The following is a 24947-nucleotide window of genomic DNA, read 5'->3' as shown; positions in this document are numbered from 1 at the left end:
CGTGGAACGGCCGACGTGGCCCGGCCCCCGCCCGCAAGTGAGGGCGGGTGGCGCCGTGGCTCCCGGGAGGTGATCGATGGGCCCGGGACCTCCCGCGAGGCGCGCCATCCGACCGAGGGACGGCGCGCCTCGCGCCCGGGGCCGGTGTGTGACCGGGGACCGGTCAGGCGGATACGCCGCCGTCGATGACCAGGTCGCTGCCGACCACGGAAGCTGCATCCGGCGAGGCCAGGTACAGCACGGCCGCCGCGACCTCCTCCGTGGAGGAGACCCGCCCCAGCGGGGACGAGCCCTTCATCCGGGCGGCACGGTCGGCTTCGGTCTCGCCCGGGAACAGCGACATGGTGGTGTCGGCGGCGCCGGGGCTGACCGCGTTGATGCGGATCCCGTCGGAGATGTGGTCCAGGGCGGCCGCCCGGGTCAGGGCGGAGACCGCGGCCTTGGTGGCGATGTAGCCGGCCACGCCCGGGATGCGGGTGTGCGAGCCGAGGTTGGAGGAGATGTTGACGATCGCGCCGCCGGTCGGCTGGTCGCGCATCCGGGCGACCTCGGCCTGGAGGCTGAGGAGCACACCGGTGACGTTGATGTCGAGCAGGGTGCGCCAGTCCTCCTCGGGGAGGTCGGCTATGGGCGCGCCGCCCCGGAAGACGCCGGCGTTGTTGACGGCGACATCAAGGCTGCCGAACAGTTCGACTGTACGGCGGACGAGGGTCCGGACGTCGTCGGAGCGGGTCACGTCCGCGGTGACCGCGGCTGCCGTACCGCCCGCCTTCTCGATCAGGGAGACCGTCTCGTCGAGCGGTGCGGCGGTACGTCCGGCCACGACCACCGAGGCCCCCTCGGCGGCGAAGGCGAGGGCGACGGCCCGGCCGATGCCGGAACCCGCCCCGGTGATGAGGACGGTCTTGCCGGTGAAGCGTGCGGTCATGGTGATGACTCCCTTGGTCGGTCGGTAGCCGCCCGTTCGGCGGTTACCCGGTTACTCGGTTGGCCTGTTACTTGGGTGGCCGGTTGGTCCGGTACTCGGTTATTTCGTGCGGGTGTTGAGGGCTGCGGCGACGGCGAAGGCGATTGCCGTCGCGGCGAGTGACGTGGCGTCGGAGCCGAGGGTGAGCAGGGCCGCGAGGACGACGGTCGGGCCGAGTTCCATCGCGGTGTTCATGACGCCGCCCGCGAGTCCGGTCTGCTGCGGCTCCACCCCGTCCGTCGCGAGGACCGCGGCGCCCGCGAAGCCCGCGGCCACGCCGACCGGCAACAGGAGCAGGCCGGGGAGGAGTCCGTGCGCGTAGGGCGTGTGGGGCGATAGCCCGGTCAGCGCGAGCAGCGCGAGGCCCGTCGCGGCGACCGCGAGCCCGGAGGTGGTGACGGCCGGCGCCCCGTACCGGGCGATGAGCGGGCCCGCGGCGCGGCCCGAGGCGATCAGTGCCACCGCGAAGGGGACGAAGACGGCGGAGGTCTGGAGCGCGGACCAGCCGCGGTCCTGCTGGAGGTGGAGCGAGAGCAGGACGAACGTGGTGGCGGTCCCGGCGGCGATCAGACCGATGGCGGTGAGCGCGAGGGCGCGGCGGCGGTCCCGGAGGAACCCGAGGGGGAGCAGCGGGTCGTGGGCGCGGCGCTCGACGATCAGGAATCCGACGAGGAGGGCGGACCCGGTGAGCAGGGGAGCCGCGACGGCCGACGATCCCCAGGGGTGGGCGTCGGTGAGGACGAGGCCGTAACCGGCCAGGCTGATCCCGGCCGTGGCGAGCAGCGCGCCCGGCAGATCCAGGGAACGGTCCGTGCCGGCCCGGGTCGGGGGCAGCAGACGCGGTGCCAGGGCGAGGGCGACGGCGGCCACGACCACCGGGACGGCCAGGGCCGACCGCCAGGACGCGAGCGTCGAGATGACTCCGGAGAGCAGGTTCCCCGCGGTCGCGCCGAGGACCGAGAGCCCGCCCCAGGTGGCCATCGCCCTGCCGTACGCGGCGGGGTGGGGGAAGACCGCGCGCAGTACGGCCATCGCGGCGGGGGCGGTGAGCGCGGCGCCGGCGCCCTGCGCGAAGCGGGCGGCGAGCAGGGTCGGAGCGCCCGGGGCGAGCAGCGCGGCCAGCGACGCCGCGGCGAACAGGAGCAACCCGGCGGTGAGGGCCCGACGCCCACCGAAACGGTCGGCGACGCGCCCGCCGAAGAGCAACAGTCCGGAGAAGGTCAGCCCGTATGCGGAGCTGAGGAGGATCAGGTCGTCCCGGTCGAGGGAGAACTCGCGGCCGATCCGGGGGAGCGGCACGACGAGGGAGGTGAGCGTGAAGATCAGCGCCATCTGCACGGCGCCGAGCAGCGCGAAGGCGGGGCCGGGCGCGGGGCCGCGGAGGAGCCCGGGCGCGGGGCCCGGCGGGCCGGCAGCGGTCGCGGTTTTCGAGTTCTGGGTACCGAACATTTCTCCCCCTGATATTTGACCGTACGTTCCATAATTCGGGCATGCGTGAATCCCCTCGTAGGGGGTGTTGCTCAGTCCAACAACCTCAGCGCCTGCTCGGCGGCGTCACGCACCCGGCCCGGGTCGTCCGACGCCTTGCCGACCACCCGCAGGCCTTGCATCAGCACCAGCAGCATCCGTGCGAGCGCGCGCGGATCGCGGTCCGAGGGCAGCTCGCCCTGTGCCTGCGCCCGCATCAGTGCCGAGCGCAGCAGGGTCTCGACGTGGTCCCAGCTCGCCTCGACCCGCCGGGCCGCCGCCGCGTCGTGCGCGCCCAGCTCGGCGGCCGTGTTGGTGACGAAACACCCTTTCAGGCGCCGGTCGTCGGAGTTCGCCTCGGCGGCGAAGCGGCGCACCACCGTGCGAACGGAGGGCAGTGCGGGGCCCGGCTGGGACAGTTCGCCCAGCAGGCCGGAGTCGCGGTGCTCGTTGTACCGGTCCAGCGCCTTCAGGTACAGCTCGTGCTTGTTGCCGAACGTGGCGTAGATGCTGGCGCGCCCGATGCCCAGGTGCTCGACGAGGTCCGCCATCGAAGTCGCCTCGTAGCCGCGCTGCCAGAACAGCTCCAGAGCTGACTGCAGTGCGGCGTCGGGGTCGAATTCCTTGGTCCTGGCCACGTTGAAACCATAGGTGATAGTGAAACGATCGGTCAAATATCTTCGGGGTCGGCTCGCGGAGCAGGTGTCCGCAGCCCCGCCCCGGGTTCCCCAGGTCGACCGACGCCGTCCAGGACGGTCCCGGCCACGCCGCAAACCCTGCGGGGACCATCACCGGCGCCCGGGCGCCCAGTGCCGCGCGGTGCGTTGCGGCTGTCATGAGCACTGGTGGAAACACTCCAAGTCCGGAGCGTGATCGTTGTCGCCGGCGGGGTCACCCTGCGCGGGGAAGCTGTCACAGACTGGCAGGGCGCGGTCGGCCGGGTTGGTCGCCGCGTCCGTGACCCGGCCGACCCAAGGACTGTCATCGTGACCGATCGCGTTCTCACCCCCCGAAACCGGGGCTTCCTCTTCCTCGACTCCCACCCGGTCGGCTGCCGGCAATTGGTGGCCGACATGTGGCAGGCGTGCCCCGACCCGGCCCCCGTTCAGACCCCCGCCCCGGCACCCGCGCCCGCCGGCGTTCCGGAGGGGGACGGACCGGTCGCGCTGGTCATCGGCTCCTCCGCCGGATACGGTCTCGCGGCCACGCTCGCCGGACTCAAGCGCGCCGGCATCCGCGGTATCGCGGTGTCCTTCGAGAAGGCCCCCACCGTGCGGCGCACCGCGACGGCGGGCTGGTACCGCACCGCCGCCACCGCCGACATCGCCCGCGCCGCGGGGCGGGACCTGGTCTTCCTCAACGGTGACGCGTTCACCGACTCGATGAAGGACCAGGTCGCCGACCTCGTCGAGCAGCGTTTCGGCGGTCGCCTGGACTACCTGATCTACTCGGTCGCCGCGCCCCGCCGCACCGACCCCGATACCGGTGCCACGTACGCCTCGGTGCTCAAGCCGATCGGTCTGGCCAACCGGACCAAGACCCTCGCCTTCGACGACGAGGGTGTTCCCGAGGTCCGCGAGGTGGAGACCGCGCCGGCCGAGGGCGACGACGTGCGGCAGACCGTGGCCGTGATGGGCGGCGCGGATTGGGAACGCTGGATCGACCACCTGGCCGGGCGGGGGCTGTTGGCCGACGGGTTCGCCACCGCGGCGCTGTCCTACATCGGTTCCTCACTGACGGCTGCTCTCTACCGACAGGGCACCATCGGCGCGGCCAAGGAGCACCTGGAGGCCACCGCCCGCACCCTGAACGAGCGGCTCGAAAAGATGCTGGGAGGGCGGGCCGTGACCTCCGTCAACGGCGCGGCTGTCACCCAGTCGTCCACCGCGATCCCCGGCATCGCCCTCTACACGGGCCTCTTGCGGGGTGTCCTGGGAGAGGACCTCGTCCCGCCGATCCGGCAACTCGCCGTCCTGTGGGACCAGCTCACCGGCGTCGCTCCGCTCGCCCTGGACGACGAGGGCCGGATCCGGCTGGACGCCTTCGAACTGACCGACCAGGTGCAGGCGGCCGTCGCCGAACGCTGGGAGAGCGCCACCACCGACACCATCGCGGGCTTGGCCGACCTGGACTGGTTCCGCGCCGAGGTCCGGCGCCTCTACGGATTCTCCGTGCCCGGCGTCGACTACACGGCGCAGGTGGCCACCGACATCCCCTGGCCCGACCACACTTCCTGACACCCGCCGGAGCGGCGTAGCGGAGGTCTCGATTCCGGCGCGGAGGTGAGACGCCCGGGTTTCCGCCGGGCGCCGGTCGGCGGGCGGCAGCGAGTGGCGAGTGGCAAGTGGCAAGTGGCGAGTGGCGGCCGGGGCAGGGAGCGGGCGCCGGAAGGCCCCCGGCCCCCGGCCGGCGAAGCGATCCGCCCGGCGCCGACCGCACGGCCGGCAACGCGACCGGATCTCCGCCGGAAGGTCGGTCACGCTGCCTGAGGGGCCTGCGGCCCCAACGGCGGACGATCCGGCCTCCGTTGGGGGAGCCGGGCGGGGAGGTCCCGCGGCCTTCCTATCCCCGGACGGTCGCCAGGAGCCATGCCACCGGGAGGCTGAGGATGCCGAGGGCGATGCCGCCCACGAAGGAGCCGAACCAGGCGAAGACGTAGCCGTCGCCGTCGCGGAGGCGGCCCCGGCGGACGGAGGCGAGCAGCCAGTGGCCGGGCAGGCCGAGGGTGGCCGCCGCCCAGACGGCGAACGTCACGTTTTCGGCGGCGGCGAACGGGGAGGGCTCGAAGGCCCGGCCCCCGACGAGTCGGACGTGCCGCCGGGTACCGGGGCGGTGCTCGTCGGCGGGGGAGTGGAGCCGCGCGGCCCGCGCCGCGGGCCCACCGCGGGTCGAGGGTACGGAGTACGGCGTGTACGTGCCCCGGCATTGGGTGGCGGTCTGCTCAAGCCCGCCGTGACAGTCGGCGACCGCGAAGGTACCGGTCGGCCCCGTGATGCCCGTCAGCGCGCCCAGTCGGGCGCCGAACAGGAGCCAGAGCACGGCCAGGCTCCCCGCGAGCCACAGCACGGCGACTCCGCCGAGCCCCCGCCACAACCAGGGCCGTCCCGTCCGTCCCACGCGACGCCCCCCGGCACCTCGATCATCCGTCCGAGGGCGTCGTACCCGGCAGTCGGGCCGGGGAACCGTACCCGCATGCGCGTTGATGCTGCGCGCCGGGTCGGAACGCCCCGCATCCCACGGCCCGTGCCCGGTGGATGCGGGGTGTTCCGACCCGGCGCGCCGGCCCCCGCCGAGCCGATCGCACTCACGACGGGGGCACGGCCCGAGGGCCCGTGGGTCAAGGCTTGATGACGGCCGTCCATCCGAGGGTGCAGCTGAGGGCGGGGGCCGTGCAGGAGGTCTCGTAGACGTCGCCTGTCGTCGTGAGGACCTTCACGTAGACGCGCTCGCCCGCGAGCTTCACGCCGACGCTGCAGGTGTTGCGCGGGTAGCCGGGGGTGACCGGGAGGGTCAGGTCGCGCCAGGTGTAGGCGCCCGTGAGGGTGGGGCGGTAGCCGACGAAGGTCTTGCCGCGGGTGAGGGCGGCGCTGTACTCGCTGCCGGCGGTGGCTCCGGCCACGACGGCGATGTCGACGCACGGCCCGGCAGGTCCGGCGGGACCCGCCGGCCCGCGGTCGCCCTTGGGCCCCTTGGGGCCCTGGGGCCCGCGCGGCCCGTCGGAGGGGGCGTGCACCGAGTCGGTGCCCGGGGCGGCGACTGCGGCAGGAGCAGCGATCGTGGCGAGGCCGAGGGCGAGGGGCACGGCGAGAACGGCCACCGGCCGCAACCGTCGCATGATCATGGGTACCGCGTTCATCCGTAGCTCCTGGGGTCGTTGTGCTCAACCAGCGGAGCCTCGGCCACTCGCGCCGTCGGCAGCGCGCGACGGGCGGATTGTCGGACAAATGTCAGCGGTTTGGAGCAAGCGACTCGGCCGAACGGTACTGCCGGCGCAACCGATCGGCGCAGCCCCGCCCCGGCCGTCACCAGGGGCGGCCGGGGCGGGGTGAGGGCGGTTCCCGCGCGGTGGGCGACTACCCGGCCCCCAGCGCGGCCAGCCGCTGCTCGAACGGCACCGGCTCGAAGCCGCCCGTCGGATCCACCGACGTGATCGCCCCGGTCAGCGAACGGGGAGCGACCGCGGCGGTGGTGTCGACGTCCGGGGTGGCCTGCCGAGGGGCGGGCGCCACGAACCGGGCCAGTTCCGCACCCGCACGGGCGATCCGCTGCGCCAGTCCCTCGTCGCCCCAGTCCTCCGACGCCGCGTACACGGCGGTCGGCAGGACGAGCGCCCGGAGGTAGGTGAACAACGGGCGCAGCGCGTGTTCGGTGACCAGCGAGTGCCGGGCCGTTCCACCGGTCGCGCCGATGAGTACCGGCTTCCCGGTCAGGGCGTCCTTGTCCAGGAGGTCGAAGAACGACTTGAACAGCCCGCTGTACGAACCCGCGAACACCGGCGTCACGGTGATAAGGCCGTCCGAGGCCGCCACCGCGTCCAGTGCGGCCGCCAGCCGGGCGGGCGGGAACCCGGTGACGAAGTGCTGCGCGATCTCCGTCGCGAGCTCCCGCAGCTCGATGACCTCGGACTCGGCGTCCACCCGGCCGAGGGTCTCGGCGGCGAGTCGGTCGGCGAGCAGCCGTGACGAGGAGGGTGAACTCAGCCCCGCCGATACGACGATGAGCTTCATGCCCGCGTCCCCTCCTTCGTGCCGTCCGTGCGGTTGGTGGTCTTCGGGTCCTTCGCGGTCTCCCGGGCCGCCGCCGCCACGCGGGCGGAGTGGGTCGGCGCGTCCGGCACGCCGGCCGGGCGCAGACTCGCGAACTCCTTGCGCAGCACCGGCACGACCTCCTCGCCGAGCAGATCGAGCTGCTCCAGGACCGTCTTCAGGGGCAGTCCCGCGTGGTCCACCAGGAACAGCTGACGCTGGTAGTCCCCGGCGTAGTCCCGGAAGGACAAGGTCCGCTCGATGACCTCCTGCGGTGATCCGACCGTCAGCGGTGTCTGCGAGGTGAACTCCTCCAGGGACGGGCCGTGGCCGTAGACCGGAGCGTTGTCGAAGTAGGGGCGGAACTCGCGCACCGCGTCCTGCGAGTTCTTGCGCAGGAACACCTGTCCGCCGAGACCGACGATGGCCTGCTCCGGCGTGCCGTGCCCGTAGTGGGCGTAGCGCCGGCGGTACAGGTCCACCATCTGCCGGGTGTGGGAGGGCGGCCAGAAGATGTTGTTGTGGAAGAAGCCGTCACCGTAGTAGGCGGCCTGCTCCGCGATCTCGGGCGAGCGGATCGAACCGTGCCACACGAACGGAGCGACGCCGTCCAGCGGGCGCGGGGTCGAGGTGAAGGACTGCAGCGGCGTACGGAACTTGCCCTTCCAGGTGACGACATCCTCGTCCCAGAGTCGGCGCAGCAGCGCGTAGTTCTCGATGGCGAGGTCGATGCCGTCACGGATGTCCTTGCCGAACCAGGGGTAGACCGGGCCGGTGTTGCCGCGGCCCATCATCAGGTCGACGCGGCCGTCCGCGACGTGCTGGAGCATCGCGAAGTCCTCGGCGATCTTCACCGGGTCGTTCGTGGTGATCAGGGTCGTCGAAGTCGAGAGGATCAGGTTCTCGGTGCGGGCGGCGACGTAACCGAGCATCGTCGTGGGCGAGGAGGGGACGAACGGCGGGTTGTGGTGCTCGCCGGTGGCGAAGACGTCGAGGCCGACCTCCTCGGCCTTCTGCGCGATGGCGAGCATGGCCTTGATGCGCTCGTGCTCACCGGGCGTGCGTCCGGTCGTCGGATCGGGCGTGACGTCACCGACGGTGGAGATTCCGAACTGCATGGCTCCCCTTCCCGGGATGGTTGATGATTCAACTATACGCCGTAACGGAAGGCGCGCGGAAGCTATTCCCGCAGCGAGCAGCCGTCCCGGGTAGCCGTTCCGGGCGGCAGTCCCGGACACACGGGCGCGACGGGGCGACCGGGCGGGGCCCGATCGGACCGTACGGGATGGGGTGGGGCCGGATCGGACGGGCCGGATCGGGCCGGTCGGACGGGGTCGGCCCAAACGGGACGGCCCCGAACGGGATCGGCCGCCATCGGCCGGGATCAGACGGAGGGCTGCTGCCTGGGGAAGTCCGTCGTCGCGTCGATGCTCAGGCGCAGGGCGCCGAGGCCGGTGGCCAGGGCCTGCCGGTGGTCGGCGGTCATGAAGGCGAGGGCGTGGGAGAGCCTCTGCTCACGGCGCTCCCTTATCTGCGCCAGGTGCTCCTCCCCGGCGGCCGTCAGCTTGAGGGTGAGCTCCCGGCCGTTGCCGGGGCAGGGGTGACGGGCGAGGAACCCGATGGCTTCCAGCCGGTCGCACAGTCGGGTGACGGAGGGCGCGGCGGCGTCGAGGAGGTGGGCCAAGGCGCGCATGCGGATGCCTGGTTGGCGGCCGACCACGTACATGAGGCGCAGTTGGGACGTGGACGCCGGGCCGGTGGTGGTGCCCTGGCGGGCGCTCTCCCACATGACGTCGAGGAGTTCGACGATGTCGCTGACGGAGCCGGCTGCGTCGTGGTCGCCGCTGTGCGGCCGGGGGAGCGGGGCCGGTACGGGCATCTGCGTTTCCTCACACGAGCGGTTCGCCGGGCGTCGGGTCAGCGCGTGAGTGGTTCAGCTGCTGGTGTCCGGGCTGGTGGAGCGGGCCGGTATGGATTCCTCCGATGCGGCGGATGGTCTCGGCTCCGCGGAGGATCCGGAGTGGCCTCCTGCCTCCGGTGCGGTGAGGTGGTCAAGGGTACCGGTCACCTTCAGCATGCGCTCCAGTCGCGCGGGTCGGTGGTCGAGGTGGAGGCGTGCGCCCGCCGCGTCGGTACGTCGCCGGATCATCAGCAGCGTCGACAGCCCGGTCGCGTCGACGGTGGCGAGGTTCGTGCAGTCCAGACGCAGTCCGCGCAGGCCGACCGACTTCGCCAGCACGCCGCCGACCGCGTCCAGGAGGACGTCACTGCAGTGACGGTCGAGGTCGCCGCGCAACTCGATGCGCACGGTGTCGTGGGCGTCGAAGTACGTCAGGTGGAGTCCGTTGGAGGGCGTGCTGGTCATTGGTGGGTCCCGGCGGCGGTGAGAAGGGTACGGGTCAGGCGGGCGGAGCCGGATCGCAGGATGCCGGCGGCGCGGGGAAAGTCCTTCAGCTCGCGGCCGAGGAGTTCCAGCGCGGGCAGGAGGCTGTTCGCGGGCACGCCACGGGCGGCGAGCACGTCCGCGGTCCATACGAGGAACCCGCGGAAGAGGTCCTCGTCGTCGGTGTAGAGGGCGGTGGCCAGGAACTCCACGATGTGGGAGAGGTCTTCGGCGGTGCGTTCCCTCTGCAACTCGTCGTATTCGCGCATCGCCGGGTAGGCGTCCTCCAGCGAGGCGAAGACGGCTTGGACGAGTTGGGGACGGCTGCGGGTGACGAGCGTGTACTCCTGATCGCTCAGGTGGGGGAGGTCGTCTATCGGCTGGTGGTCCGGCTGCGGGCGCGGCAATGGCCGCCGGGCCAGGTCGTCGGCGGCCGTCCGGGCGTCGGGCGCCCAGGCGTCGGCCCCCAGGAGGCGGGCGAACCGTCCGTCCGTCCCGAAGGCCGCTCCGCCCACGAGTACGGGTGTGCCGGTGGCCTGGCAGGCGGTGATCGTCGCGTGGGCGGTGGGGAGCCTGGTGGCGATCGAACCGGAGAGGGCGACGGCGTCGGGCCCCGTCCGGTGGATGTGCGCGACGAGGTGGTGCGTGGGGACCTGGGCGCCGAGGTAGTCGACCCGCCACCCCCGCAGGCGCAGCACCTCGGCCAGCAGACGGGCCGGCAGGCCGTGCCACTCGCCGTCCACACAGGCCACCGCGATGCGACCGCGAACCGGCTCGGTGCGCGCGGCCGGGTGCAGGGCGACGAGCGCCACCGCCCGGTCGTTGATCGCCGTGGCCGAGTGTTCCTGGGCGACGCTGATCCTGTTGGCGGCCCACTCCGCACCGACGCGACCCTGGACCGAGGCGATCACGTCGAGCAGGACGTCCTCCGGATCCGCCCCTTCGTCGAGCGCCCGACGGACCGTCGCGGCCGCGACCTGCTCGTCGCCCCGACGCACGGCCTGCCACAGCCGTTCCGCCAGGTCTTCGAGGGGCGGGGGCTTCGCGAGGTCCATGGTCATGCGGTGAACCTGCCCCGTGTGTGCCCGTTCACCGCGCTCAGGTGGTTGGTGCGTGGGGCCGAGATGACGACGACGGCCATGTCGTCGTGGCGGCCGGTCCCCACCCATTGGGACGCGAGCATCTGGACCCGCTCGACGACGGCCTCCGCGGGCATCCCGGCGCACTCGGCGAGCGCCCGGCGCAGCCGGACCTCACCGAACATGGAGCCGCCCAGCGGACCTCCGCGCGCCTCGGTGATCCCGTCGGTGTACAACACGCACGTTTCGCCCGGTGCCAGGGTCACCGGCACCGTCTCGGCGGAGACGTTGGGCAGCGCGCCGACCAGGGTGCCCTGCGTGGGTGCCTCCTCGACACCGCCGTCGGCCCGCACGATCAGCGGGGCGGGATGACCCGCACTGGTCAGACGCAGCTTCACGGTGTTGCCCTCGCGGGCGGCGGAGGCCAGCACCATGGTCGCGAAGCGGGCGTTGTGCGTGTTCAGCAGCGACGTGTTGAGCAGGCTCAGCATCCGCTGGTGGTCGTCCGCCATCGGCAGCAGGGCGTGCAGGGTGTTGCGGATCTTCCCCGTCATCACGGCTGCCTCAAGTCCCTTGCCGCACACGTCCCCGAGGACGACGAGCGAGGCCTCACCCTCCACGCTGGAGGGGTGGACGTCGTAGAAGTCGCCGCCGATGCGCTCGTGGTCCTGGGCGGGCCGGTAGCCGCCCGCGTACTCCACGCCGGAGACGTGGTGCAGGGACGGCGGCAGCAGCTCCCGCATCAGCGTCTCGGTGATCGATGCCTGCTCCGCGTACAACCGGGCCGCAGACATCGCGGCGCCCGCCCGGGCGGCGAAGAGTCGGGCGAAGACCTCCTCGGCCTCCGTGAAAGCGGAACTCTCAGTTCCGCGCAACAGGATCAGCGCGCCCGCGGGCACGCCGTGCCCCGGCAGCGGGGTGATCACGATCGACCCGACCTCCCCGAAGCCTTCCGGGATGAGCCAGGACGGAGCGGCGGACGGATCGATCCAGCGGGACGGCACGGGCGGGAAGCCCTGGAGGGCCTCACCCAGCCCCGGCACCTCATCGGGCGCTCCGGCCACGCGGGACGACCACGGCGCCCCGCCCCGCAGGCAGGTCACCACCGGCAACTCGGGTCCGGTGGCCGGCGCGATCACCAGCGCCGCGTCGGCGAGGTGCTCGGAGGCCATCTGCGCCGTGACGTCCATGCACCGCTCCAGATTGAGGGAGGAGAGGAGCAGGTTGGACGCCTTGGTGAGGAAGGCGGTGCGCTCCCGTTCCATCCGCAGCGCCTCGCGGGCCAGGCGGTGGTCCGTGTCATCGACCAGCCACCACACGACCGTTCCGTCGTCGGCCGCCGAGGGGTGCGCCTCGTAGGCGCGTTCCCCGACCTGGCCCTGGACGCTCCGGTCCGTGGCGGAGTCGGGTGGGAGGGGCGCGGGATCGGGATGCAGGTGCCGCGCGTGCGCGGAGGACAGCCATGTCGGTACGGCGTCCGCCAACGCCGCTCCCGGGCGCGCCCCGGGGAGGACCAGCCCTGCCGCCTCGTTGGCGAACACCACCATGGACCGGGCGTCCGCTACGAGCACGGGGTAGGGGGCCTCACTCCACGGGAAGCCGGGTGCGGTCGAAGGGATTGCCTGGGCGAGATTCACCAAACGTTGAAGGTCCGCTGCGCGAACCCCTCACCTCGATTGCCTAGAAGAAAATTCTTGCCCTCAGGCAACCATCCTTCATGAACCACTCCCTTGGCAACCGCGCCCCGTGCGGCGCGGTCCCGTACCGCACGTGCGTCGCGCCGACGCTCCCCGCGTCCGCGAGGTGATTCGTCCCACGGTGACGGTCACCACCAAACCGACATTCGACTGCCGTGCCGCACCTCTTCGTTGACCCCGGGTAGCGAGCCGCCGGTGCGGGCCCCGGTTCGGGGTGTTGCAGAATGTCGGGATGACTGGAGACGAGAACGAAGCCGTGGTCACCGTGACCAGACGCGAAGGCATCACCGTGGTCCACCTCCACGGCGACCTCGACGACGACAGCGCACCCGCGGCATCCCGAGCCCTCGGCGAAGCCGCGACAAGTGGCGCCGACCGGACGGTGGTCGACCTGTCCGGAACCTGTTTCGCGGACTCCGCCATCCTCCACGCCCTGCTGCAGGCCCAGAAGGCCCACGCCGCGGCGGGACTGGTGCTCGTTCTCGCCGGCCCCCTCCAGCCGGTCGTCCGCCGCCTGTTCGACGTCACCGGATCGGGGAGGGCCTTCCGTATGACGGACAGCCTGGAGACCGCGATGACATGCTGAGGATTCCGCTCCACCGAAGTACCTCGAAACGACGTGTTCGTCACAATCAAGGGCAGGCGATGTCGGTATGAACCTGCCCACAACGGCGGGCGGACCTTCCGGCGCCACGGTCCGGAGGGACGACCCCGCGCAGGCCGAGGTCACCCCGGCCGGTGCCCGGCACGCCGTTGCCGAGCTCCTGGGGCAGGCGGGTATCGGCCTCGACGGCGTCACGGCCGCCGACGCCCTCCTCGTCACCTCGGAACTCGTCACCAACGCGATCCGCCACGGCGGGGGCATCACCCGCTTCCGCACCGGCACCGCGGACGGCGCCCTCCACCTGTCCGTGAGCGACGCGAACCCCCACGTCCCGTTCGCGCGCACGGCCGAACCCGATCACCCGGGAGGGTTCGGCTGGCCGCTGATCCAACGCCTCGCCGAACGGGTCGAGATCACCCCTCTGACCGACGGCAAGACCATCACCGTCGTCGTACGCCTCACCTGACCGACTTCCGGGATGAGCCCGCGGCCCGGTCGGAGCCCGCACCGGTCGACGTCAGGTCGCGGTCGACGTCAAGTGGTGGTGGGCCGGCTCCGCGGCAGTGCGGCGATCCCCTGCGCGGTGCGAGCGGGGTCGAGGCGCAGGTCCCGGAGGGCGATGGTGTCGTACCGGCCGGCGGCAACGGCCGAGGGACGGGGCGCGCGCGGCCGCCTTGGCGTACGGGCCGTCGTCCAGTGGCTGCTCGCTGTCACCGCGTGGCGGTGGTCCCGTAACGCAAAAACGCCCAGCCGGGGTTCCGGCCGAGCGTGCGTGTGTCTGTGCGTGGGCGTGTGTTTCGGGGTCCGCCGGTGGCTCAGTACCAGTGGTGGGTCTGCCAGAAGTTCCAGGCGCCGACGGGGCTGCCGTAGCGGGAGTTCATGTAGTCCAGGCCCCACTTGATCTGGGTGGCGGGGTTGGTCTTCCAGTCGGAGCCGGCCGAGGACATCTTGGAGGCCGGGAGGGCCTGGACGAGGCCGTAGGCGCCGGAGGAGGAGTTCGTGGCGGTGTGGTTCCAGCCGCTCTCGCGGGAGACGATGTTGTTGAACGCCGCGAACTGTGCCGGGTCCTTGATCATCTGCTGGGCGACCGCCTTGGCGCTCATCGGTGCCGCCTGGGCGGGGACCGTGGCGAGCATGGAGCCGGCGACGCCGAGGGCGACGACGGTGCCCGCGAGGGCCTTCTTCGAGGCGGTGATGCGGCGGATGACGGTGTTGGACACGGATGCACCTTTCGAAGGGGACAGGGCGGTCGCCGCACGCCGAAGGCGTGCGTGAGCCACTCACGCGGTGGAGAGGGGTTCGTCGGCGGCGGGTGAAGCACCCGGGCCGCCCGGCGACTCATCCAGTTCTACCGACGCCCCACCGGCCTGGCAACGAGCCCGATTACTAGCCGCCCTCGCAGAAGGGGATCCTTGACCCGTCGGCGCGTGCGAGGGTGTCGGTGCAGGTGGGGGCCCGGCGCGGGAGCCGTGTCGGGCCTTTCGGGTCCACTATCCCGGGTCGTACGTGACGTGGGTCCTATGGGACGGCTCACCCCGGAGGTGTCCGAATCCGATGCACAAACACTGCAACTTGTCGCGATTCGGTCGGTTCGTCACTCTGGTTCCCTCGGGACCCGAGTCATGATCCGTAGGAGTGCCGATGAACCTGCGAGACGAACTCCCGGTCGACCATCCCCTCAATCGGGTCCACCGGATCGGTGCCGCGCTGTGCGGACTCCTCCTGCTCGCATTCGGCTGCCTGGGCTTCGCCGACAGCCTGTCCGCCTTCGACACCGCGGGGCGAAGCGTCGCCGGGATGTCCACCAACGGGCTGCTCAGCACCATCTCGGTGCTCGTCGGGCTGTTGCTGATCGTTGCCGCGCTGATCGGGGGGAACTTCGCGTCGACGGTCAACATCTGCGTCGGCGTGCTGTTCGTGCTGAGTGGATTCGTCCACCTGTTCCTCCTGGGGAGGTCGGGCAACATCCTCGACTTCGGCATGACGAACGTGATCTTCAGCTTCCTGATGGGACTACTGGTCATGACCTTCGGCATGTACGGCCGGGTCAGCGGAGGCCTGCCCCACGACAATCCCTACTGGCAGAAGCGCCACCCCGCACGGGCCGCCGGTGGCCCGGCCGGCCGGGAGCCCCGGTCGGCCCTCACGACCCTCGATGCGCACCTGCCCGGTCGATGAGGCCCTCGTGAGTGCCGCGACCGCATGATCAGCCAGTCGAAAGGTGGAGGAGCCATGTCCACAGTCGGAGTGCCGCCGGGTGAGACGCCGCCGGCGGAGGGTTCGACCGCGTCGGCGCATCCCGAGCGGGCGGACGGGGGCCTGTGGGAGCACCCGGGGCTGTTCGTGTTCCTCATCGTGATCGGGGCCCTGATGATCGCCGGGTTCTTCATCGCCCGGATCTGGGGCTGGTGACCGGAACTCCGGGCACCGCAGCCGTGATCGGCCGGTCGAGTGCCACGCGGCCGACCGGCCGATCGCGGTTCCGTACGCGACAGCCGTGACCGCACCGGCAGTCGCGCACCCGAGGTCGTGCCGCTACCGCCCGCGTTCAGCGCCGCACGAGGGCGAGGTTGCGGTTCAGCTCGGCCAGGAAGCGGACGACGACGTGCAGTTCCTCGGCGTCGAACCGGGCGCGGACGGCGTCGGTGGAGGTGGCCAGCGGGCGGAAGTACTCGCGCGCCGCCTCCCGGCCCGCCTGCGCGTAGTGGACGTGCACCACGCGCCGGTCGTCGGCCGCGCGCACCCGGCGGACGTGACCCGCCTTCTCCAGTCGGTCGAGGCACGCCGTCACCGCGCCGGACGTCAGGTTCATCCGCGCGCCCAGACGCCCGGGCGTCATCGGCCCCGCGTCCTCCTCGTGCTCGGCGTCGAGCACCGCGATGAGCGCCTGCACGTCGGTCAGGTGCAGTCCCTGGGCGTGGGCGAACTCCTGGGCGATGCGGTTGAACTCGGCGTTCATCCCACGCAGCAGAACGGCGAAGGACTGCAATCCGATCGGGTCGTCGCACGGAAGTACGGGCAGGGGCGTGTCGGCGCTTCGCATGGCACCAGCATATGATCTCTCGATCATTGAGATACTTTGTCATTGAGTAACCCGGGGAGAACCTTCATGACGCACACACCGCGATGGGCCCGCTGGCTGGTACCCGTCGTGCTGCTGGTGATCTGGCTCGGCATCGGCGGAACGCTCGGCCCGTACGCGGGCAAGCTCGGCGAGGTGGCCACGAACGACCAGGCCGCCTTCCTGCCGCAGAGCGCCGAGTCCACCAAGGTCGTGGAAGCGCGCAAGGACTTCGAGCGCTCCGAATCCGTGCCCGCGATCGTCGTCTGGCAGGCTCCCGCGGGGAGTTCCGTCACCGACGCGCAGCAGCAGGAGGCGAGCCGCGCCGTCGCCGCCCTCACGGGGCAGAAGGGCGTCGCCTCCGCGCCGTCCCCCGCCCTGCGCTCCGACGACGGTCAGGCCCTGCAGGCCGTGGTGCCCCTGGCCCCCGACCTCGGCGACGAGCTGCCCGTCGTCCTGGACGAGGTCCGCGCCGCCGTTGGGGCCGTACCCGGACTGAGCGCGACGATCGCCGGACCGGCGGCCACCCAGGCCGACCTCGCGGACGCCTTCGCCGGCATCGACGGGCTGCTGCTGGGGGTCGCGCTGGGCGCCGTCCTGCTGATCCTGCTGCTCGTCTACCGCAGCCTGCTACTGCCCATCGTGATCATCATCAGCGCCGTGTTCGCCCTCGGGCTCGCCTGCGCGGTCGTCTACGTCCTCGCGGACCACGGAGTCGTCAGGGTCGACGGCCAGGTCCAGGGCATCCTGTCCATCCTGGTCATCGGAGCCGCGACCGACTACGCGCTGCTGCTGGCCGCCCGCTTCCGGGAGGAGCTCGCCGCCCGCGACGACCGCACGGCCGCAGCCGTGGCGGCGGTACGACGCTCGGCGGGCGCGATCACCGCCAGCGCCGCCACCGTGGCCCTCGGACTGCTCGCGCTCCTGGCCAGCGACCTCACCAACAACAGGGCCCTGGGCCCGGTCGGCGCGATCGGAATCGTCTGCGCGGTCCTGTCCACCCTCACCTTCCTGCCCGCCGTACTCGTCCTCCTCGGTCGCGCCGCGTTCTGGCCGGCCACGCCCAAGCCGGCCGACGCCACCACGGAGGGACACCGGCTCTGGCGTCGCGTCGCGGGCCTCATCGACCGGGCGCCGCGCCGCGTCTGGGTCTCGACGACCCTGCTCCTGGTCGTCCTGGCCGCCTTCGCGCCGACGCTCACCTCACGGGGCGTTCCCCTCGACGAGATCTTCGTCAAGGACGCCCCCTCGGTCGCGGCCCAGGAGGCCCTCGGCAAGCACTTCCCCGGTGGATCGGGCCAGCCCGCGGTGATCATCGCCGACGCGGCCCGGGCGGGGGCCGTGGAAGCGGCGGTCCGGGCGACCGACGGAGTGGCCTCCGCCGCGCCCGTCACCGCCTCGGGCCGACCGGGCGCTGGAGGCGAGCCCCTGGTCGTCGACGGCAGGATCCGCATCGACGCCACGCTCGACGCCGCCGCCGACAGCGACGCGGCCAAGAACACCGTCGCCGAACTCCGCAGCCGCGTTCACGCCGTACCCGGCGCCGACGCCCTGGTGGGCGGCTACACCGCCCAGCAGTACGACACCGAACGGACGGCGGCCCGCGACCGGACGGTCATCGTCCCCGTCGTCCTCGCCATCATCCTGCTGATCCTCGTGCTGCTGCTGCGTTCCGTCCTGGTGCCCGTCCTGCTCGTGGCCACCGTGGCCCTCAACTTCCTGGCCACCCTCGGGGTCTCCGCGCTGGTCTTCCAGCACCTGCTCGGGTTCAGCGGCACGGACGCCTCCGTCCCCCTGTACGGATTCGTGTTCCTCGTCGCCCTCGGCGTCGACTACAACATCTTCCTCATGTCCCGCGTCCGCGAGGAGACCCTCACCCACGGAGTCCGCCAAGGCGTGCTGCGCGGCCTGACCACCACCGGCGGCGTCATCACCTCGGCCGGCGTGGTCCTCGCCGCCACCTTCGCCGCCCTCATGGTCATCCCGCTCGCGTTCCTGTTCCAGATCGCCTTCATCGTCGCCTTCGGGGTCCTCCTCGACACCCTCGTCGTCCGGTCCCTCCTCGTCCCCGCGCTCGTGATCGACATCGGGCCGAGGAGCTGGTGGCCCAGCTCCCTCGCCCGGGACGAGCACGCCAGGACCGGCGGACAGGCACCTCCCGCGTAAGGACGGATCACCGCCGGCCATCCCGACAGGACGGAGGGCCGGCGGTGAGCGGTCCCGTGCGCGAAGGCGTCAGCGGTGACCGAGTACGTTGACCACCAGCCCGTTGGGGTCACGGACGAAGAACCGTCGCACGCCCCACTCCTCGTCCTGCAACGGGTGGACGATCTCCGCTCCGCTGTCCCGCACCAGCGCGTAGGCCGCGTCCACGTCGTCGACCTCGACGCTCATGTCGGGGACGACCGGCGCCGTCCTGTCCTCGGCCATGAAGCTGATCTGCGCCGCCGGGGTCGACGGGGAGGCGAGCGTCATGATCCAGCCGTGGTTCATGACTTCCTCGAACCCCAGCAGGCCGTAGAACTCCCGGCTCTCGGGCACGGCTTGCGACCGGACATTGGGCACGACACGGCGAACGGCCATCGACACTCCAAGGGGATCAGGGGATCAGGGGATCAGGGGATCAGGGGATCAGGGGATCAGGGGATCAGGGGATCGGACGTCTTCGGGCCCTCCAGCAGTACTACGGAGCGCCCCTCGTCGCACCCGCTTTCCGCCCCCCCGTCGACGCCGACCGGGAAACCCGCGCGACCACTGCCGTCAGGTGGTGCGACACTCGCCCCCATGAAGCCCAACGATCCCAAGGACGATCTGCACCGCTACCTCCGGGCGGCCCGCGAAGCCGTCGTATGGAAGCTGGACGGCCTGTCGGAGTACGACATCCGACGCCCCCTGACCGCGACCGGCACCAACCTCCTCGGCCTGGTCAAACACCTCGCCGGCGTCGAACTCGGATACTTCGGCCCGACCTTCGGCCGCCCGCACGACGAAGAGCTCCCCTGGACCGAGGAGGGATCCGAACCCAACGCGGACATGTGGGCGACCGCCGACGAGTCCCGCGAGGACATCGTCGGCCTCTACCGCCGGGCCTGGGCCCACGCGGACGCGACGATCGAGGCACTGCCGCTCGACGCGATGGGCCACGTCGAGTGGTGGGGCGACAACGGCGACGCGACGCTTCAGCGCATCATGCTGCACATGACGGCCGAGACGAACCGCCACGCCGGCCACGCCGACATCGTCCGCGAACTCATCGACGGCAAGGTCGGCATGCGGGAGAACAACAGCAACATGGACGGTGGCGACGAGGCCTGGTACGAGGAGTACCGGACGAGGCTGGAGACGTCGGCCACGGAGGCCCGCGCCAAGTACTGACGGCGCCCCCGGCGCACGTGCCGCCGCAGGGCCACCACCGGAGCCGTGATCGAGCCGGTACCGACCGGTCGAACCTCTGTGGATCCTCAAGTCCCTTGCCGTTCACGCGACACGGCGGCCACGATGGCCGACATGACTGGATTCCTGGGACAGAACACCAAGCACAACTTCGTGCTGCTCATCCGGGACGCGGACACGGTCGCGTCGGCCCTGCGGCAGGCCCTGACCGAGGCCTCGCCCGAGGAACGCGCGGGCCTGGAACGGGCCGTCGCGCTCGTCGGGTCCCACGCCGAGGCCACCGAGTCCCAGCTGCGCGCCCGTTGGGTCCGCTCCCGACTGGCCTCCGTCGGCTACACCGGGGACGTCGACTCCGCCTACGCCGTGAAGGCGCTGCGCCAGGCGGAACCGAAGCTGAGCCTGCTGGCGGCGGCCGAACTGCAGCGGGACGCCGTCGCCCATCCCGAGTGACCCGGGGCGACGGACGGTCGCCCCGGGGCCTCAGGGCGGTGCCGCGCCGGCGTCGCGGTGAGCGCGGACGAGCAGGTCCAGGTCACCGAGCCGGTCCAGTCCGCTCACGGCCCGGGCCATGCGCGGGTTGCCCTCCAACCGTGCACGGTGCCGGTCCAGGAAGCTCCAATAGCCGACGGTGAAGGGGCAGGCGCGCTCTCCGGTGCGGTCGGTGGGCCGGTACCGGCAACCGCCGCACAGGTCGCTCATCCGGTGGATGTAGGCCCCGCCCGACGTGTAGGGCTTGGTGGTCATCAGCCCACCGTCCCCGTACTGGGACATGCCCACCACGTTCGGCAGCATCACCCAGTCGTAGCCGTCCACGAAGGACCGGTGGAACCAGTCCGTCACCTCGGCCGGGTTCCAGCCCCGCTGCAGGGCGAAGCTGCCGAGGACCATCAGCCGGGGGATGTGGTGCGTCCAGCCCGAGTCCCGTACCTGCGCGAGCACGGTCGACAGGCAGCGGGCCTCCACCGCGTCCGCGTCCAGCTCCCGGAACCACGCGGGAACCGCTGCCGTGTGCCGCAGGGCGTTGCCGTGCCGGTACTCCTCGCCCAGGTGCCAGTAGAGGTGCCACACGTACTCGCGCCAGCCGCACACCTGCCGGACGAACCCCTCGGCGCTGTTCAGCGGGACGTGCCCGGCGCGCCAGGCGTCCTCCGCCCGGGTCACGCACTCCCACGGATCGAGAAGGCCGAGGTTGAGGGAGGAGGACAGCAGGCTGTGGCTCATGACGGGGTCGCCGGCCAGCATGGCGTCCTCGTGGGCGCCGAAGCCCGCGAGACGGTGGTTGACGAAGTGGTCCAACGCGGCCAGGGCCTCGCGGCGGCTCGCGGGGAACAGCCGGGGGCCGTCGCGGCCCACGAAGGTGATGCCCTCCTCCCGTTCCCAGCGGTCCAGGTCCCGCCGGACCTCCTCGTCGATCTCGTCCTCGCGCGGCCGGTACGGGGCCGGCGCGCCGAGGGTGTCCCGGCCGCGGGGCGGAGGCTCGCGGTTCTCGTGGTCCAGGTTCCAACGGCCGCCCGCCGGCCGGTCGCCGTCCATCAGGATGTCGTGGGAGCGGCGGGTGTTCTCGTAGAAGTTCTCCTGGAGCAGCCGCCGGCCCTTCTGCCGGGCGGCCCAGTCGGCGAACTCCCGGTGGCCGACCACGAACCCGCGCGCCGGATGCACCGTGACCTGCGGCAACGAGGTCACCAGGGCGAGGGCGGCCCGCGAGGTCGGATGGTGCACGGAAACGGGATCCGTGCCCGCCGCCCGCGCCAGGCCCTCCCGGTAGGTCTCCGCCGTGACGTACTGCGCGCTCCCACCGAGGTCTGCGGCCCGGTGCCGCATGGCGCTGAGCACCAGGTGGGCCTTGGCCCGGTGGAAGCGCCGCCGCCGGAAGACGGCCCGGGACTCGATCAGGAGCCACCGGGTGTTCCTCGGTGTCCCACCGGCGGCCGTGGCGGTGAAGTGGGGGCCGAGCTGGTCGCCGAACAGCCAGTGCACGGGGCTCATGCCCCCATCCAACCAACAGGGGCCGGTCCGAGGGCGGCCGACACGGCCGCGCCTACCGGGCCCCGCCCACGGCACGGCGGGTGGCGGAACGCAGTGCGAACGCCATCACCACTTCGAACACACCGAGCAGGACGAGCCACAGTCCGAGGAGACGTGTCAGGGCGATCGCGGAGTTCACCGGGAAGCAGAGCACGACGATCCCGGCGACGGCGCCGAGTGCGCCCAGGCCGAGGAGCATGCCGCGGTGCACCAGTCCGCGGTCGGCGATCGCCACGTACGCCGTGAGGACGCCCGTCAGCAACCAGAAGACCCCGACGATCAGGGACAACGCGCCGATGGTCTGCATCGGGTGCCGCAGGACCAGGACGCCCGCCAGGAACGCCAGCAGGGCGATGAGGACACCCGCCAGCCTGCTGCCGCCCCGGTCACTGCTCTGCGAGAAGGCGGTCACGAACCGGAAGCCTCCCGCCACCAGCAGTTGCAGACCGATGATCACGGCCAGGACGTGCAGCGTCCCATCGGGCCAGACGAGCACCAGGATGCCGGGGATCAGGGTCGCCAGCGCGAAGCCGAGCGCCCAGCGCCAAGAGCTTCCGAGCTGCTTCAGGAAGTCCTCGGGGTCGCCGTGCGCGTACTGCGCGGCCGTGTCGGGGGATCCGTTCATCACGCCTCCCGGGCGGGCCGGCGCTTCGCAGGGGGGCATTCGAAGCCGCCGGAAATCCCGCGTTCGATCGTGCAGTTCATATTAGGCCGTGGTGCGGCGGCTCGCCGCACCACGGCCACCGGCGGAGGGGCGTTCGCGTGGCGGTCACCGAACGGGAAGTCGACGATGAAGTCATCACCGCCGCCCTCGCCCTCGCCACCGAACGCGGCCGGGCCACGAGGGCCGCCCGACCCCATGGGTGTGCTGCCATGGTGCTCGACCTGCTCCTCATCGCACTCGCGGTCACGCTGTTCCCGCTGCCCGTCATGGCCTTCGTGCTGGTGGTGTCCGCTCCCCGAGGGGTATGGAAGGGCCTCGCGTTCATCCTTGCCTGGCTGGCATGCCTCGTGGCCGTGATCGCCGCCGTCCTGCTGTTCACCGACGGGAAGCCGCCACCGCCGCGCTCACCGCCCTCCGTGGCGGCGCTCGTCGCCACCCTGCTGATCGGCATCGGCCTGGTCGTCTACGGCGGCCACCGGCGTCACCGCGGCAGCGCGGCGGCCGCACCCGCGCGAGCGGCCACCGCGCCCTCCACGAAGTCCCGCGTGGACGGCGTCACCGTATGGTCCGCGGCCGCCCTGGCGGTCCTCCTCCAGCCCTGGGGCATGGTCGCCGCCGCTGCTGCGACGGTCGTCCAGGCCGACCTCTCCCACGCCGGGTCCTTCCTGTCCCTCGCCGGCTTCTGCTTCCTGGCCACCTCCACGCTGCTCGCCATGGAGCTCTACAGGGTGTTCTCGCCGGAGAAGGCCCAGCACGCGCTGCTGCGCCTGCGCGGATGGCTCGAACGCCACAAGGAGCCTGCGATCGTCGTGATCTGCCTCCTGCTCGGACTGTGGCTCGTCGGCAGGAGCCTCTACCAGCTGACCGGATGACGGGAGGACCGGATGGCGGGCCCCCAGGACCCGGCGGCCGGTCGACCGGCCGCCGGGTCCCGGGCCGCTCCGGTGCGGCCCGCCGGACGGTCCGTCGGTCGGTCGGCGTCCGGTCAGTGGGAGGCGCGGAGCGAGGCGTCCAGGGCGGACATCAGCCGTGCCACCCGGTTCCTGCCGGTCGGGGCGGTGGGATACCGGCACAGCACGGAGATCAGCGCGGGCGTCGCGCGTTGCCGGGCCCGCTCGATCAGCAGCTCCCCGACGGCGGGATCGTCGCCCGCGTTCAGCTCGGCGACGCGGGCGGCGGTCGCCGCGGCGCGCAGGATGTGGCCCACCTGGGTGGCCCGCGCGATCGGGTGCAGGTACGCGGCGGCCGCCGCGTCCCCGGCGGAGCGGGCCGCGAGGAGCGCGGTTTCCGTCCCCGCCTCCTTCGCGGCCCGGTGGGCCTCCAGCGACGTCACGCGTTGCAGGTTGCTCCTCCTCGCGCCGTTGACGAACTCCCACGCGGCATCGACGGCGGCGCGGGGACGGGAATCCCCGGGAACGGCCTCCTCGAACACGGCGAGGACCTCCTGCGCGCTCTCCGCCGCGTAGCGCGTCACGACGCGCAGCTCGTCCATCGTCAGTTCGAAATCACCGGCTGCCGTTGTCATGGTTCCGATCCTTCCACCCCTGGCGTACGCCGTCCCCGGAATTTCGACCGCCCGACCTGTACGGCGGCGTTCGACGTGCCGGTCATGGCCGGGCTGTCTTGACTGGGGTCGTGGACAGCGATCAGCGGCCTTCCGTCATGGCGTACCGAAACCTGATCATGGCGACGGTGGGGTTCGGGCTCACGTTCTGGGCGTGGGACCTGATCGCTCCGCTGGCCGCCGGGTACAAGGACCGGCTGGGGCTCAGCTCCTTCCAGCAGTCCCTGCTCGTCGCGATCCCGGTCCTCGTCGGATCCCTGGGACGCATCCCCGCGGGCGCCCTCACCGACCGCTACGGCGCCAGGCTGATGTTTCCGCTGGTGTCCGCGCTCACCATCGTGCCGGTGCTCCTGCTGATCCCCGTCAAGAACGACTACGCGCTGCTCCTGGTGGTCGCCCTCCTGCTCGGTCTGGGCGGCACCACGTTCGCGATCGGTGTTCCGCTGGTCAACTCCTGGTTCCCGCCCGGTCGGCGCGGCTTCGCGCTGGGCGTGTTCGGCATGGGGACCGGAGGCGTGGCCCTCTCGGGCTACTTCACCCCGCGCATCGCCGCGCACGGCGAGAACCTGCCCTTCGTCGTGGTGGCCGCCGCACTCGCGGTGTACGCCGTGCTGGCCGCGATCCTCATCACCGATCGACCCGGGCGCCCGGTACCGAGCGCGTCCCTGGCCTCCCGGCTCCGGCAGGCCGGAGGACTGAGGGTCACGTGGGAGCTCTCGGCCCTGTACGCGATCGGGTTCGGGGGAGTCGTGGCGTTCGGCGTCTACCTCCCGACCTACCTGAAGACCTGGTACGAGCTGACCCCGACCGACGCCGGCACCAAGGCGGCCGGCTTCGCCCTGGTCACCGTCATCTTCCGTCCGGTCGGAGGCCGGCTGTCGGACCGGTTCCACCCGGCACTCGTCACCGCGGCGGCCCTGGCGGTCGTCGCCCTGTTCGCCGTGGTGCAGGCGTTCGACCCGCCGCTCGCCCCCTACGGGACCGTCGCCCTGCTGCTGATGGCGGCCGGGCTCGGCACGGCGGGCGGCAGCGTCTTCGCCCTGGTCTCCCAGGTGACTCCACAATCGCAGGTGGGCAGCGTCACCGGCATCGTCGGCGCCGTCGGCGGCCTCGGGGGATTCGTGCCACCACTGCTGATGGGCGCCATCTACAGCGCCAAGGGCTCCTACTCGATCGGGTTCATGCTGCTGTCCGACCTGGCCCTCGCCGGATGCGTGTACGCCTTCGGCCGCATGCGGACCCTGCGCGCGAGCCGGTGAGCCGTCCCGGAGACGCACCGGCCGGCGCGGCCCCGGCCG

27 protein-coding genes are annotated in these 24947 nt (G+C 72.0%); 10 read left to right on the top strand and 17 right to left on the bottom strand.

The genetic code is table 11. The features are described 5' to 3' along the window. Window positions 1–163: 163 nt before the first annotated feature. The 3 genes from ACFVS6_RS11725 to ACFVS6_RS11715 all read right to left on the bottom strand — a co-directional run bounded on the left by ACFVS6_RS11725 (window position 164) and on the right by ACFVS6_RS11715 (window position 3072). Complete coding sequence (locus ACFVS6_RS11725) at window positions 164–928, bottom strand: SDR family NAD(P)-dependent oxidoreductase (protein ID WP_389702913.1); 765 nt, start codon at window positions 926–928, stop codon at window positions 164–166. Window positions 929–1027: 99 nt separating this feature from the next. Further along, a complete protein-coding gene (locus ACFVS6_RS11720; RefSeq protein ID WP_389702911.1) occupies window positions 1028–2416 on the bottom strand; it encodes an MFS transporter in 1389 nt (462 codons plus the stop codon). Between the two features lie 71 nt (window positions 2417–2487). Continuing rightward, window positions 2488–3072: a TetR/AcrR family transcriptional regulator gene (locus ACFVS6_RS11715; RefSeq protein WP_389702909.1), complete on the bottom strand. Its 585-nt coding sequence runs from the start codon at window positions 3070–3072 to the stop codon at window positions 2488–2490. A 348-nt stretch (window positions 3073–3420) separates the two neighbouring features. On the opposite strand from ACFVS6_RS11715, the gene fabV reads away from it, so the two are divergent. Next, window positions 3421–4671: an enoyl-[acyl-carrier-protein] reductase FabV gene (gene fabV / locus ACFVS6_RS11710; protein WP_389702907.1), complete on the top strand. Its 1251-nt coding sequence runs from the start codon at window positions 3421–3423 to the stop codon at window positions 4669–4671. Between the two features lie 325 nt (window positions 4672–4996). Here the strand turns inward: fabV and ACFVS6_RS11705 are convergent, their stop codons facing one another. From ACFVS6_RS11705 to ACFVS6_RS11670, 8 genes are all read right to left on the bottom strand, one after another. Further along, window positions 4997–5551 carry a hypothetical protein gene (locus ACFVS6_RS11705; protein WP_389702905.1) on the bottom strand — a complete coding sequence of 185 codons (555 nt, stop codon included), beginning with the start codon at window positions 5549–5551 and terminating at the stop codon, window positions 4997–4999. Window positions 5552–5771: 220 nt separating this feature from the next. Next, on the bottom strand, window positions 5772–6290 hold the full coding sequence (locus ACFVS6_RS11700; protein WP_389702903.1) for a hypothetical protein: 519 nt from the start codon (window positions 6288–6290) through the stop codon (window positions 5772–5774). Between the two features lie 217 nt (window positions 6291–6507). Continuing rightward, window positions 6508–7161, bottom strand: coding sequence for a CE1759 family FMN reductase (locus ACFVS6_RS11695; protein WP_389702902.1), 654 nt, complete (start codon window positions 7159–7161; stop codon window positions 6508–6510). After that, a complete protein-coding gene (locus tag ACFVS6_RS11690; protein WP_389702901.1) occupies window positions 7158–8297 on the bottom strand; it encodes an LLM class flavin-dependent oxidoreductase in 1140 nt (379 codons plus the stop codon). Before ACFVS6_RS11690 ends, ACFVS6_RS11695 begins: the two co-directional genes overlap by 4 nt. A 266-nt stretch (window positions 8298–8563) precedes the next feature. After that, a complete protein-coding gene (locus tag ACFVS6_RS11685; RefSeq protein ID WP_389702900.1) occupies window positions 8564–9058 on the bottom strand; it encodes a MarR family winged helix-turn-helix transcriptional regulator in 495 nt (164 codons plus the stop codon). A gap of 54 nt (window positions 9059–9112) precedes the next feature. After that, entirely contained in the window at window positions 9113–9544 is a 432-nt protein-coding gene (locus ACFVS6_RS11680; RefSeq protein ID WP_389702898.1) for an STAS domain-containing protein, read from the bottom strand. Next, a complete protein-coding gene (locus ACFVS6_RS11675) occupies window positions 9541–10623 on the bottom strand; it encodes a B12-binding domain-containing protein (RefSeq protein ID WP_389702896.1) in 1083 nt (360 codons plus the stop codon). Before ACFVS6_RS11675 ends, ACFVS6_RS11680 begins: the two co-directional genes overlap by 4 nt. Beyond that, window positions 10620–12188: a PP2C family protein-serine/threonine phosphatase gene (locus tag ACFVS6_RS11670; RefSeq protein ID WP_389702946.1), complete on the bottom strand. Its 1569-nt coding sequence runs from the start codon at window positions 12186–12188 to the stop codon at window positions 10620–10622. Before ACFVS6_RS11670 ends, ACFVS6_RS11675 begins: the two co-directional genes overlap by 4 nt. A 382-nt stretch (window positions 12189–12570) precedes the next feature. Here ACFVS6_RS11670 and ACFVS6_RS11665 point away from each other — a divergent pair, with 382 nt between their 5' ends. Both ACFVS6_RS11665 and ACFVS6_RS11660 read left to right on the top strand, forming a co-directional pair. After that, entirely contained in the window at window positions 12571–12924 is a 354-nt protein-coding gene (locus ACFVS6_RS11665; protein WP_389702894.1) for an STAS domain-containing protein, read from the top strand. A 67-nt stretch (window positions 12925–12991) separates the two neighbouring features. Continuing rightward, window positions 12992–13408 (top strand): ATP-binding protein, encoded by a 417-nt coding sequence (locus tag ACFVS6_RS11660; protein ID WP_389702892.1) that lies wholly within the window; start codon window positions 12992–12994, stop codon window positions 13406–13408. A gap of 349 nt (window positions 13409–13757) precedes the next feature. Here ACFVS6_RS11660 and ACFVS6_RS11655 read toward each other — a convergent pair whose 3' ends face one another. After that, entirely contained in the window at window positions 13758–14162 is a 405-nt protein-coding gene (locus ACFVS6_RS11655) for a transglycosylase SLT domain-containing protein (RefSeq protein ID WP_389702891.1), read from the bottom strand. Window positions 14163–14583: 421 nt separating this feature from the next. Here ACFVS6_RS11655 and ACFVS6_RS11650 point away from each other — a divergent pair, with 421 nt between their 5' ends. Then, the gene (locus tag ACFVS6_RS11650; RefSeq protein ID WP_389702889.1) at window positions 14584–15120 is read left to right on the top strand and encodes a DUF4383 domain-containing protein; all 537 of its coding nucleotides are present in this window, start codon (window positions 14584–14586) and stop codon (window positions 15118–15120) included. Window positions 15121–15174: 54 nt separating this feature from the next. Then, entirely contained in the window at window positions 15175–15354 is a 180-nt protein-coding gene (locus ACFVS6_RS11645; RefSeq protein ID WP_389702887.1) for a DUF6480 family protein, read from the top strand. Window positions 15355–15490: 136 nt separating this feature from the next. Here the strand turns inward: ACFVS6_RS11645 and ACFVS6_RS11640 are convergent, their stop codons facing one another. Beyond that, window positions 15491–15985: a MarR family winged helix-turn-helix transcriptional regulator gene (locus tag ACFVS6_RS11640; RefSeq protein WP_389702885.1), complete on the bottom strand. Its 495-nt coding sequence runs from the start codon at window positions 15983–15985 to the stop codon at window positions 15491–15493. A 66-nt stretch (window positions 15986–16051) separates the two neighbouring features. On the opposite strand from ACFVS6_RS11640, the gene ACFVS6_RS11635 reads away from it, so the two are divergent. Continuing rightward, entirely contained in the window at window positions 16052–18169 is a 2118-nt protein-coding gene (locus ACFVS6_RS11635; RefSeq protein ID WP_389702883.1) for an MMPL family transporter, read from the top strand. A 69-nt stretch (window positions 18170–18238) separates the two neighbouring features. Here ACFVS6_RS11635 and ACFVS6_RS11630 read toward each other — a convergent pair whose 3' ends face one another. Further along, complete coding sequence (locus ACFVS6_RS11630) at window positions 18239–18586, bottom strand: VOC family protein (RefSeq protein ID WP_389702882.1); 348 nt, start codon at window positions 18584–18586, stop codon at window positions 18239–18241. 201 nt (window positions 18587–18787) lie between these two features. Here ACFVS6_RS11630 and ACFVS6_RS11625 point away from each other — a divergent pair, with 201 nt between their 5' ends. Continuing rightward, window positions 18788–19378 carry a DinB family protein gene (locus ACFVS6_RS11625; protein ID WP_389702881.1) on the top strand — a complete coding sequence of 197 codons (591 nt, stop codon included), beginning with the start codon at window positions 18788–18790 and terminating at the stop codon, window positions 19376–19378. Window positions 19379–19510: 132 nt separating this feature from the next. Then, complete coding sequence (locus tag ACFVS6_RS11620; protein WP_389702879.1) at window positions 19511–19846, top strand: hypothetical protein; 336 nt, start codon at window positions 19511–19513, stop codon at window positions 19844–19846. Between the two features lie 30 nt (window positions 19847–19876). Here the strand turns inward: ACFVS6_RS11620 and ACFVS6_RS11615 are convergent, their stop codons facing one another. Both ACFVS6_RS11615 and ACFVS6_RS11610 read right to left on the bottom strand, forming a co-directional pair. Beyond that, the gene (locus ACFVS6_RS11615; RefSeq protein ID WP_389702877.1) at window positions 19877–21382 is read right to left on the bottom strand and encodes a cryptochrome/photolyase family protein; all 1506 of its coding nucleotides are present in this window, start codon (window positions 21380–21382) and stop codon (window positions 19877–19879) included. Window positions 21383–21434: 52 nt separating this feature from the next. Continuing rightward, a complete protein-coding gene (locus ACFVS6_RS11610) occupies window positions 21435–22046 on the bottom strand; it encodes an HdeD family acid-resistance protein (protein WP_389702875.1) in 612 nt (203 codons plus the stop codon). 137 nt (window positions 22047–22183) lie between these two features. On the opposite strand from ACFVS6_RS11610, the gene ACFVS6_RS11605 reads away from it, so the two are divergent. After that, complete coding sequence (locus ACFVS6_RS11605; RefSeq protein WP_389702873.1) at window positions 22184–22957, top strand: GAP family protein; 774 nt, start codon at window positions 22184–22186, stop codon at window positions 22955–22957. Window positions 22958–23070: 113 nt separating this feature from the next. On the opposite strand, the gene ACFVS6_RS11600 is transcribed toward ACFVS6_RS11605, so the two are convergent. After that, a complete protein-coding gene (locus tag ACFVS6_RS11600; RefSeq protein WP_389702872.1) occupies window positions 23071–23610 on the bottom strand; it encodes a putative immunity protein in 540 nt (179 codons plus the stop codon). A 137-nt stretch (window positions 23611–23747) separates the two neighbouring features. On the opposite strand from ACFVS6_RS11600, the gene ACFVS6_RS11595 reads away from it, so the two are divergent. Continuing rightward, the gene (locus tag ACFVS6_RS11595) at window positions 23748–24908 is read left to right on the top strand and encodes a nitrate/nitrite transporter (protein WP_389702945.1); all 1161 of its coding nucleotides are present in this window, start codon (window positions 23748–23750) and stop codon (window positions 24906–24908) included. Window positions 24909–24947 lie beyond the last annotated feature (39 nt).

It is taken from the genome of Streptomyces sp. NPDC057939 (assembly GCF_042887545.1).
GTDB lineage: Bacteria > Actinomycetota > Actinomycetes > Streptomycetales > Streptomycetaceae > Streptomyces.
The sequence above is the reverse complement of the archived record's forward strand: the minus strand, read 5'-3'. Positions and strand labels throughout refer to the sequence as shown.

Excerpts from the sequence above, each read along its gene's own strand:
- ACFVS6_RS11725 (WP_389702913.1), bottom strand. The coding sequence starts at position 928 with ATGACCGCACGCTTCACCGGCAAGACCGTCCTCATCACCGGGGCGGGT.
- ACFVS6_RS11720 (WP_389702911.1), bottom strand. The coding sequence starts at position 2,416 with ATGTTCGGTACCCAGAACTCGAAAACCGCGACCGCTGCCGGCCCGCCG.
- ACFVS6_RS11700 (WP_389702903.1), bottom strand. The coding sequence starts at position 6,290 with ATGAACGCGGTACCCATGATCATGCGACGGTTGCGGCCGGTGGCCGTT.
- ACFVS6_RS11695 (WP_389702902.1), bottom strand. The coding sequence starts at position 7,161 with ATGAAGCTCATCGTCGTATCGGCGGGGCTGAGTTCACCCTCCTCGTCA.
- ACFVS6_RS11690 (WP_389702901.1), bottom strand. The coding sequence starts at position 8,297 with ATGCAGTTCGGAATCTCCACCGTCGGTGACGTCACGCCCGATCCGACG.
- ACFVS6_RS11685 (WP_389702900.1), bottom strand. The coding sequence starts at position 9,058 with ATGCCCGTACCGGCCCCGCTCCCCCGGCCGCACAGCGGCGACCACGAC.
- ACFVS6_RS11680 (WP_389702898.1), bottom strand. The coding sequence starts at position 9,544 with ATGACCAGCACGCCCTCCAACGGACTCCACCTGACGTACTTCGACGCC.
- ACFVS6_RS11675 (WP_389702896.1), bottom strand. The coding sequence starts at position 10,623 with ATGACCATGGACCTCGCGAAGCCCCCGCCCCTCGAAGACCTGGCGGAA.
- ACFVS6_RS11670 (WP_389702946.1), bottom strand. The coding sequence starts at position 12,188 with ATGGTGGTGTTCGCCAACGAGGCGGCAGGGCTGGTCCTCCCCGGGGCG.
- ACFVS6_RS11665 (WP_389702894.1), top strand. The coding sequence starts at position 12,571 with ATGACTGGAGACGAGAACGAAGCCGTGGTCACCGTGACCAGACGCGAA.
- ACFVS6_RS11660 (WP_389702892.1), top strand. The coding sequence starts at position 12,992 with ATGAACCTGCCCACAACGGCGGGCGGACCTTCCGGCGCCACGGTCCGG.
- ACFVS6_RS11650 (WP_389702889.1), top strand. The coding sequence starts at position 14,584 with ATGAACCTGCGAGACGAACTCCCGGTCGACCATCCCCTCAATCGGGTC.
- ACFVS6_RS11645 (WP_389702887.1), top strand. The coding sequence starts at position 15,175 with ATGTCCACAGTCGGAGTGCCGCCGGGTGAGACGCCGCCGGCGGAGGGT.
- ACFVS6_RS11640 (WP_389702885.1), bottom strand. The coding sequence starts at position 15,985 with ATGCGAAGCGCCGACACGCCCCTGCCCGTACTTCCGTGCGACGACCCG.
- ACFVS6_RS11635 (WP_389702883.1), top strand. The coding sequence starts at position 16,052 with ATGACGCACACACCGCGATGGGCCCGCTGGCTGGTACCCGTCGTGCTG.
- ACFVS6_RS11630 (WP_389702882.1), bottom strand. The coding sequence starts at position 18,586 with ATGGCCGTTCGCCGTGTCGTGCCCAATGTCCGGTCGCAAGCCGTGCCC.
- ACFVS6_RS11625 (WP_389702881.1), top strand. The coding sequence starts at position 18,788 with ATGAAGCCCAACGATCCCAAGGACGATCTGCACCGCTACCTCCGGGCG.
- ACFVS6_RS11620 (WP_389702879.1), top strand. The coding sequence starts at position 19,511 with ATGACTGGATTCCTGGGACAGAACACCAAGCACAACTTCGTGCTGCTC.
- ACFVS6_RS11615 (WP_389702877.1), bottom strand. The coding sequence starts at position 21,382 with ATGAGCCCCGTGCACTGGCTGTTCGGCGACCAGCTCGGCCCCCACTTC.
- ACFVS6_RS11610 (WP_389702875.1), bottom strand. The coding sequence starts at position 22,046 with ATGAACGGATCCCCCGACACGGCCGCGCAGTACGCGCACGGCGACCCC.
- ACFVS6_RS11600 (WP_389702872.1), bottom strand. The coding sequence starts at position 23,610 with ATGACAACGGCAGCCGGTGATTTCGAACTGACGATGGACGAGCTGCGC.
- ACFVS6_RS11595 (WP_389702945.1), top strand. The coding sequence starts at position 23,748 with ATGGCGTACCGAAACCTGATCATGGCGACGGTGGGGTTCGGGCTCACG.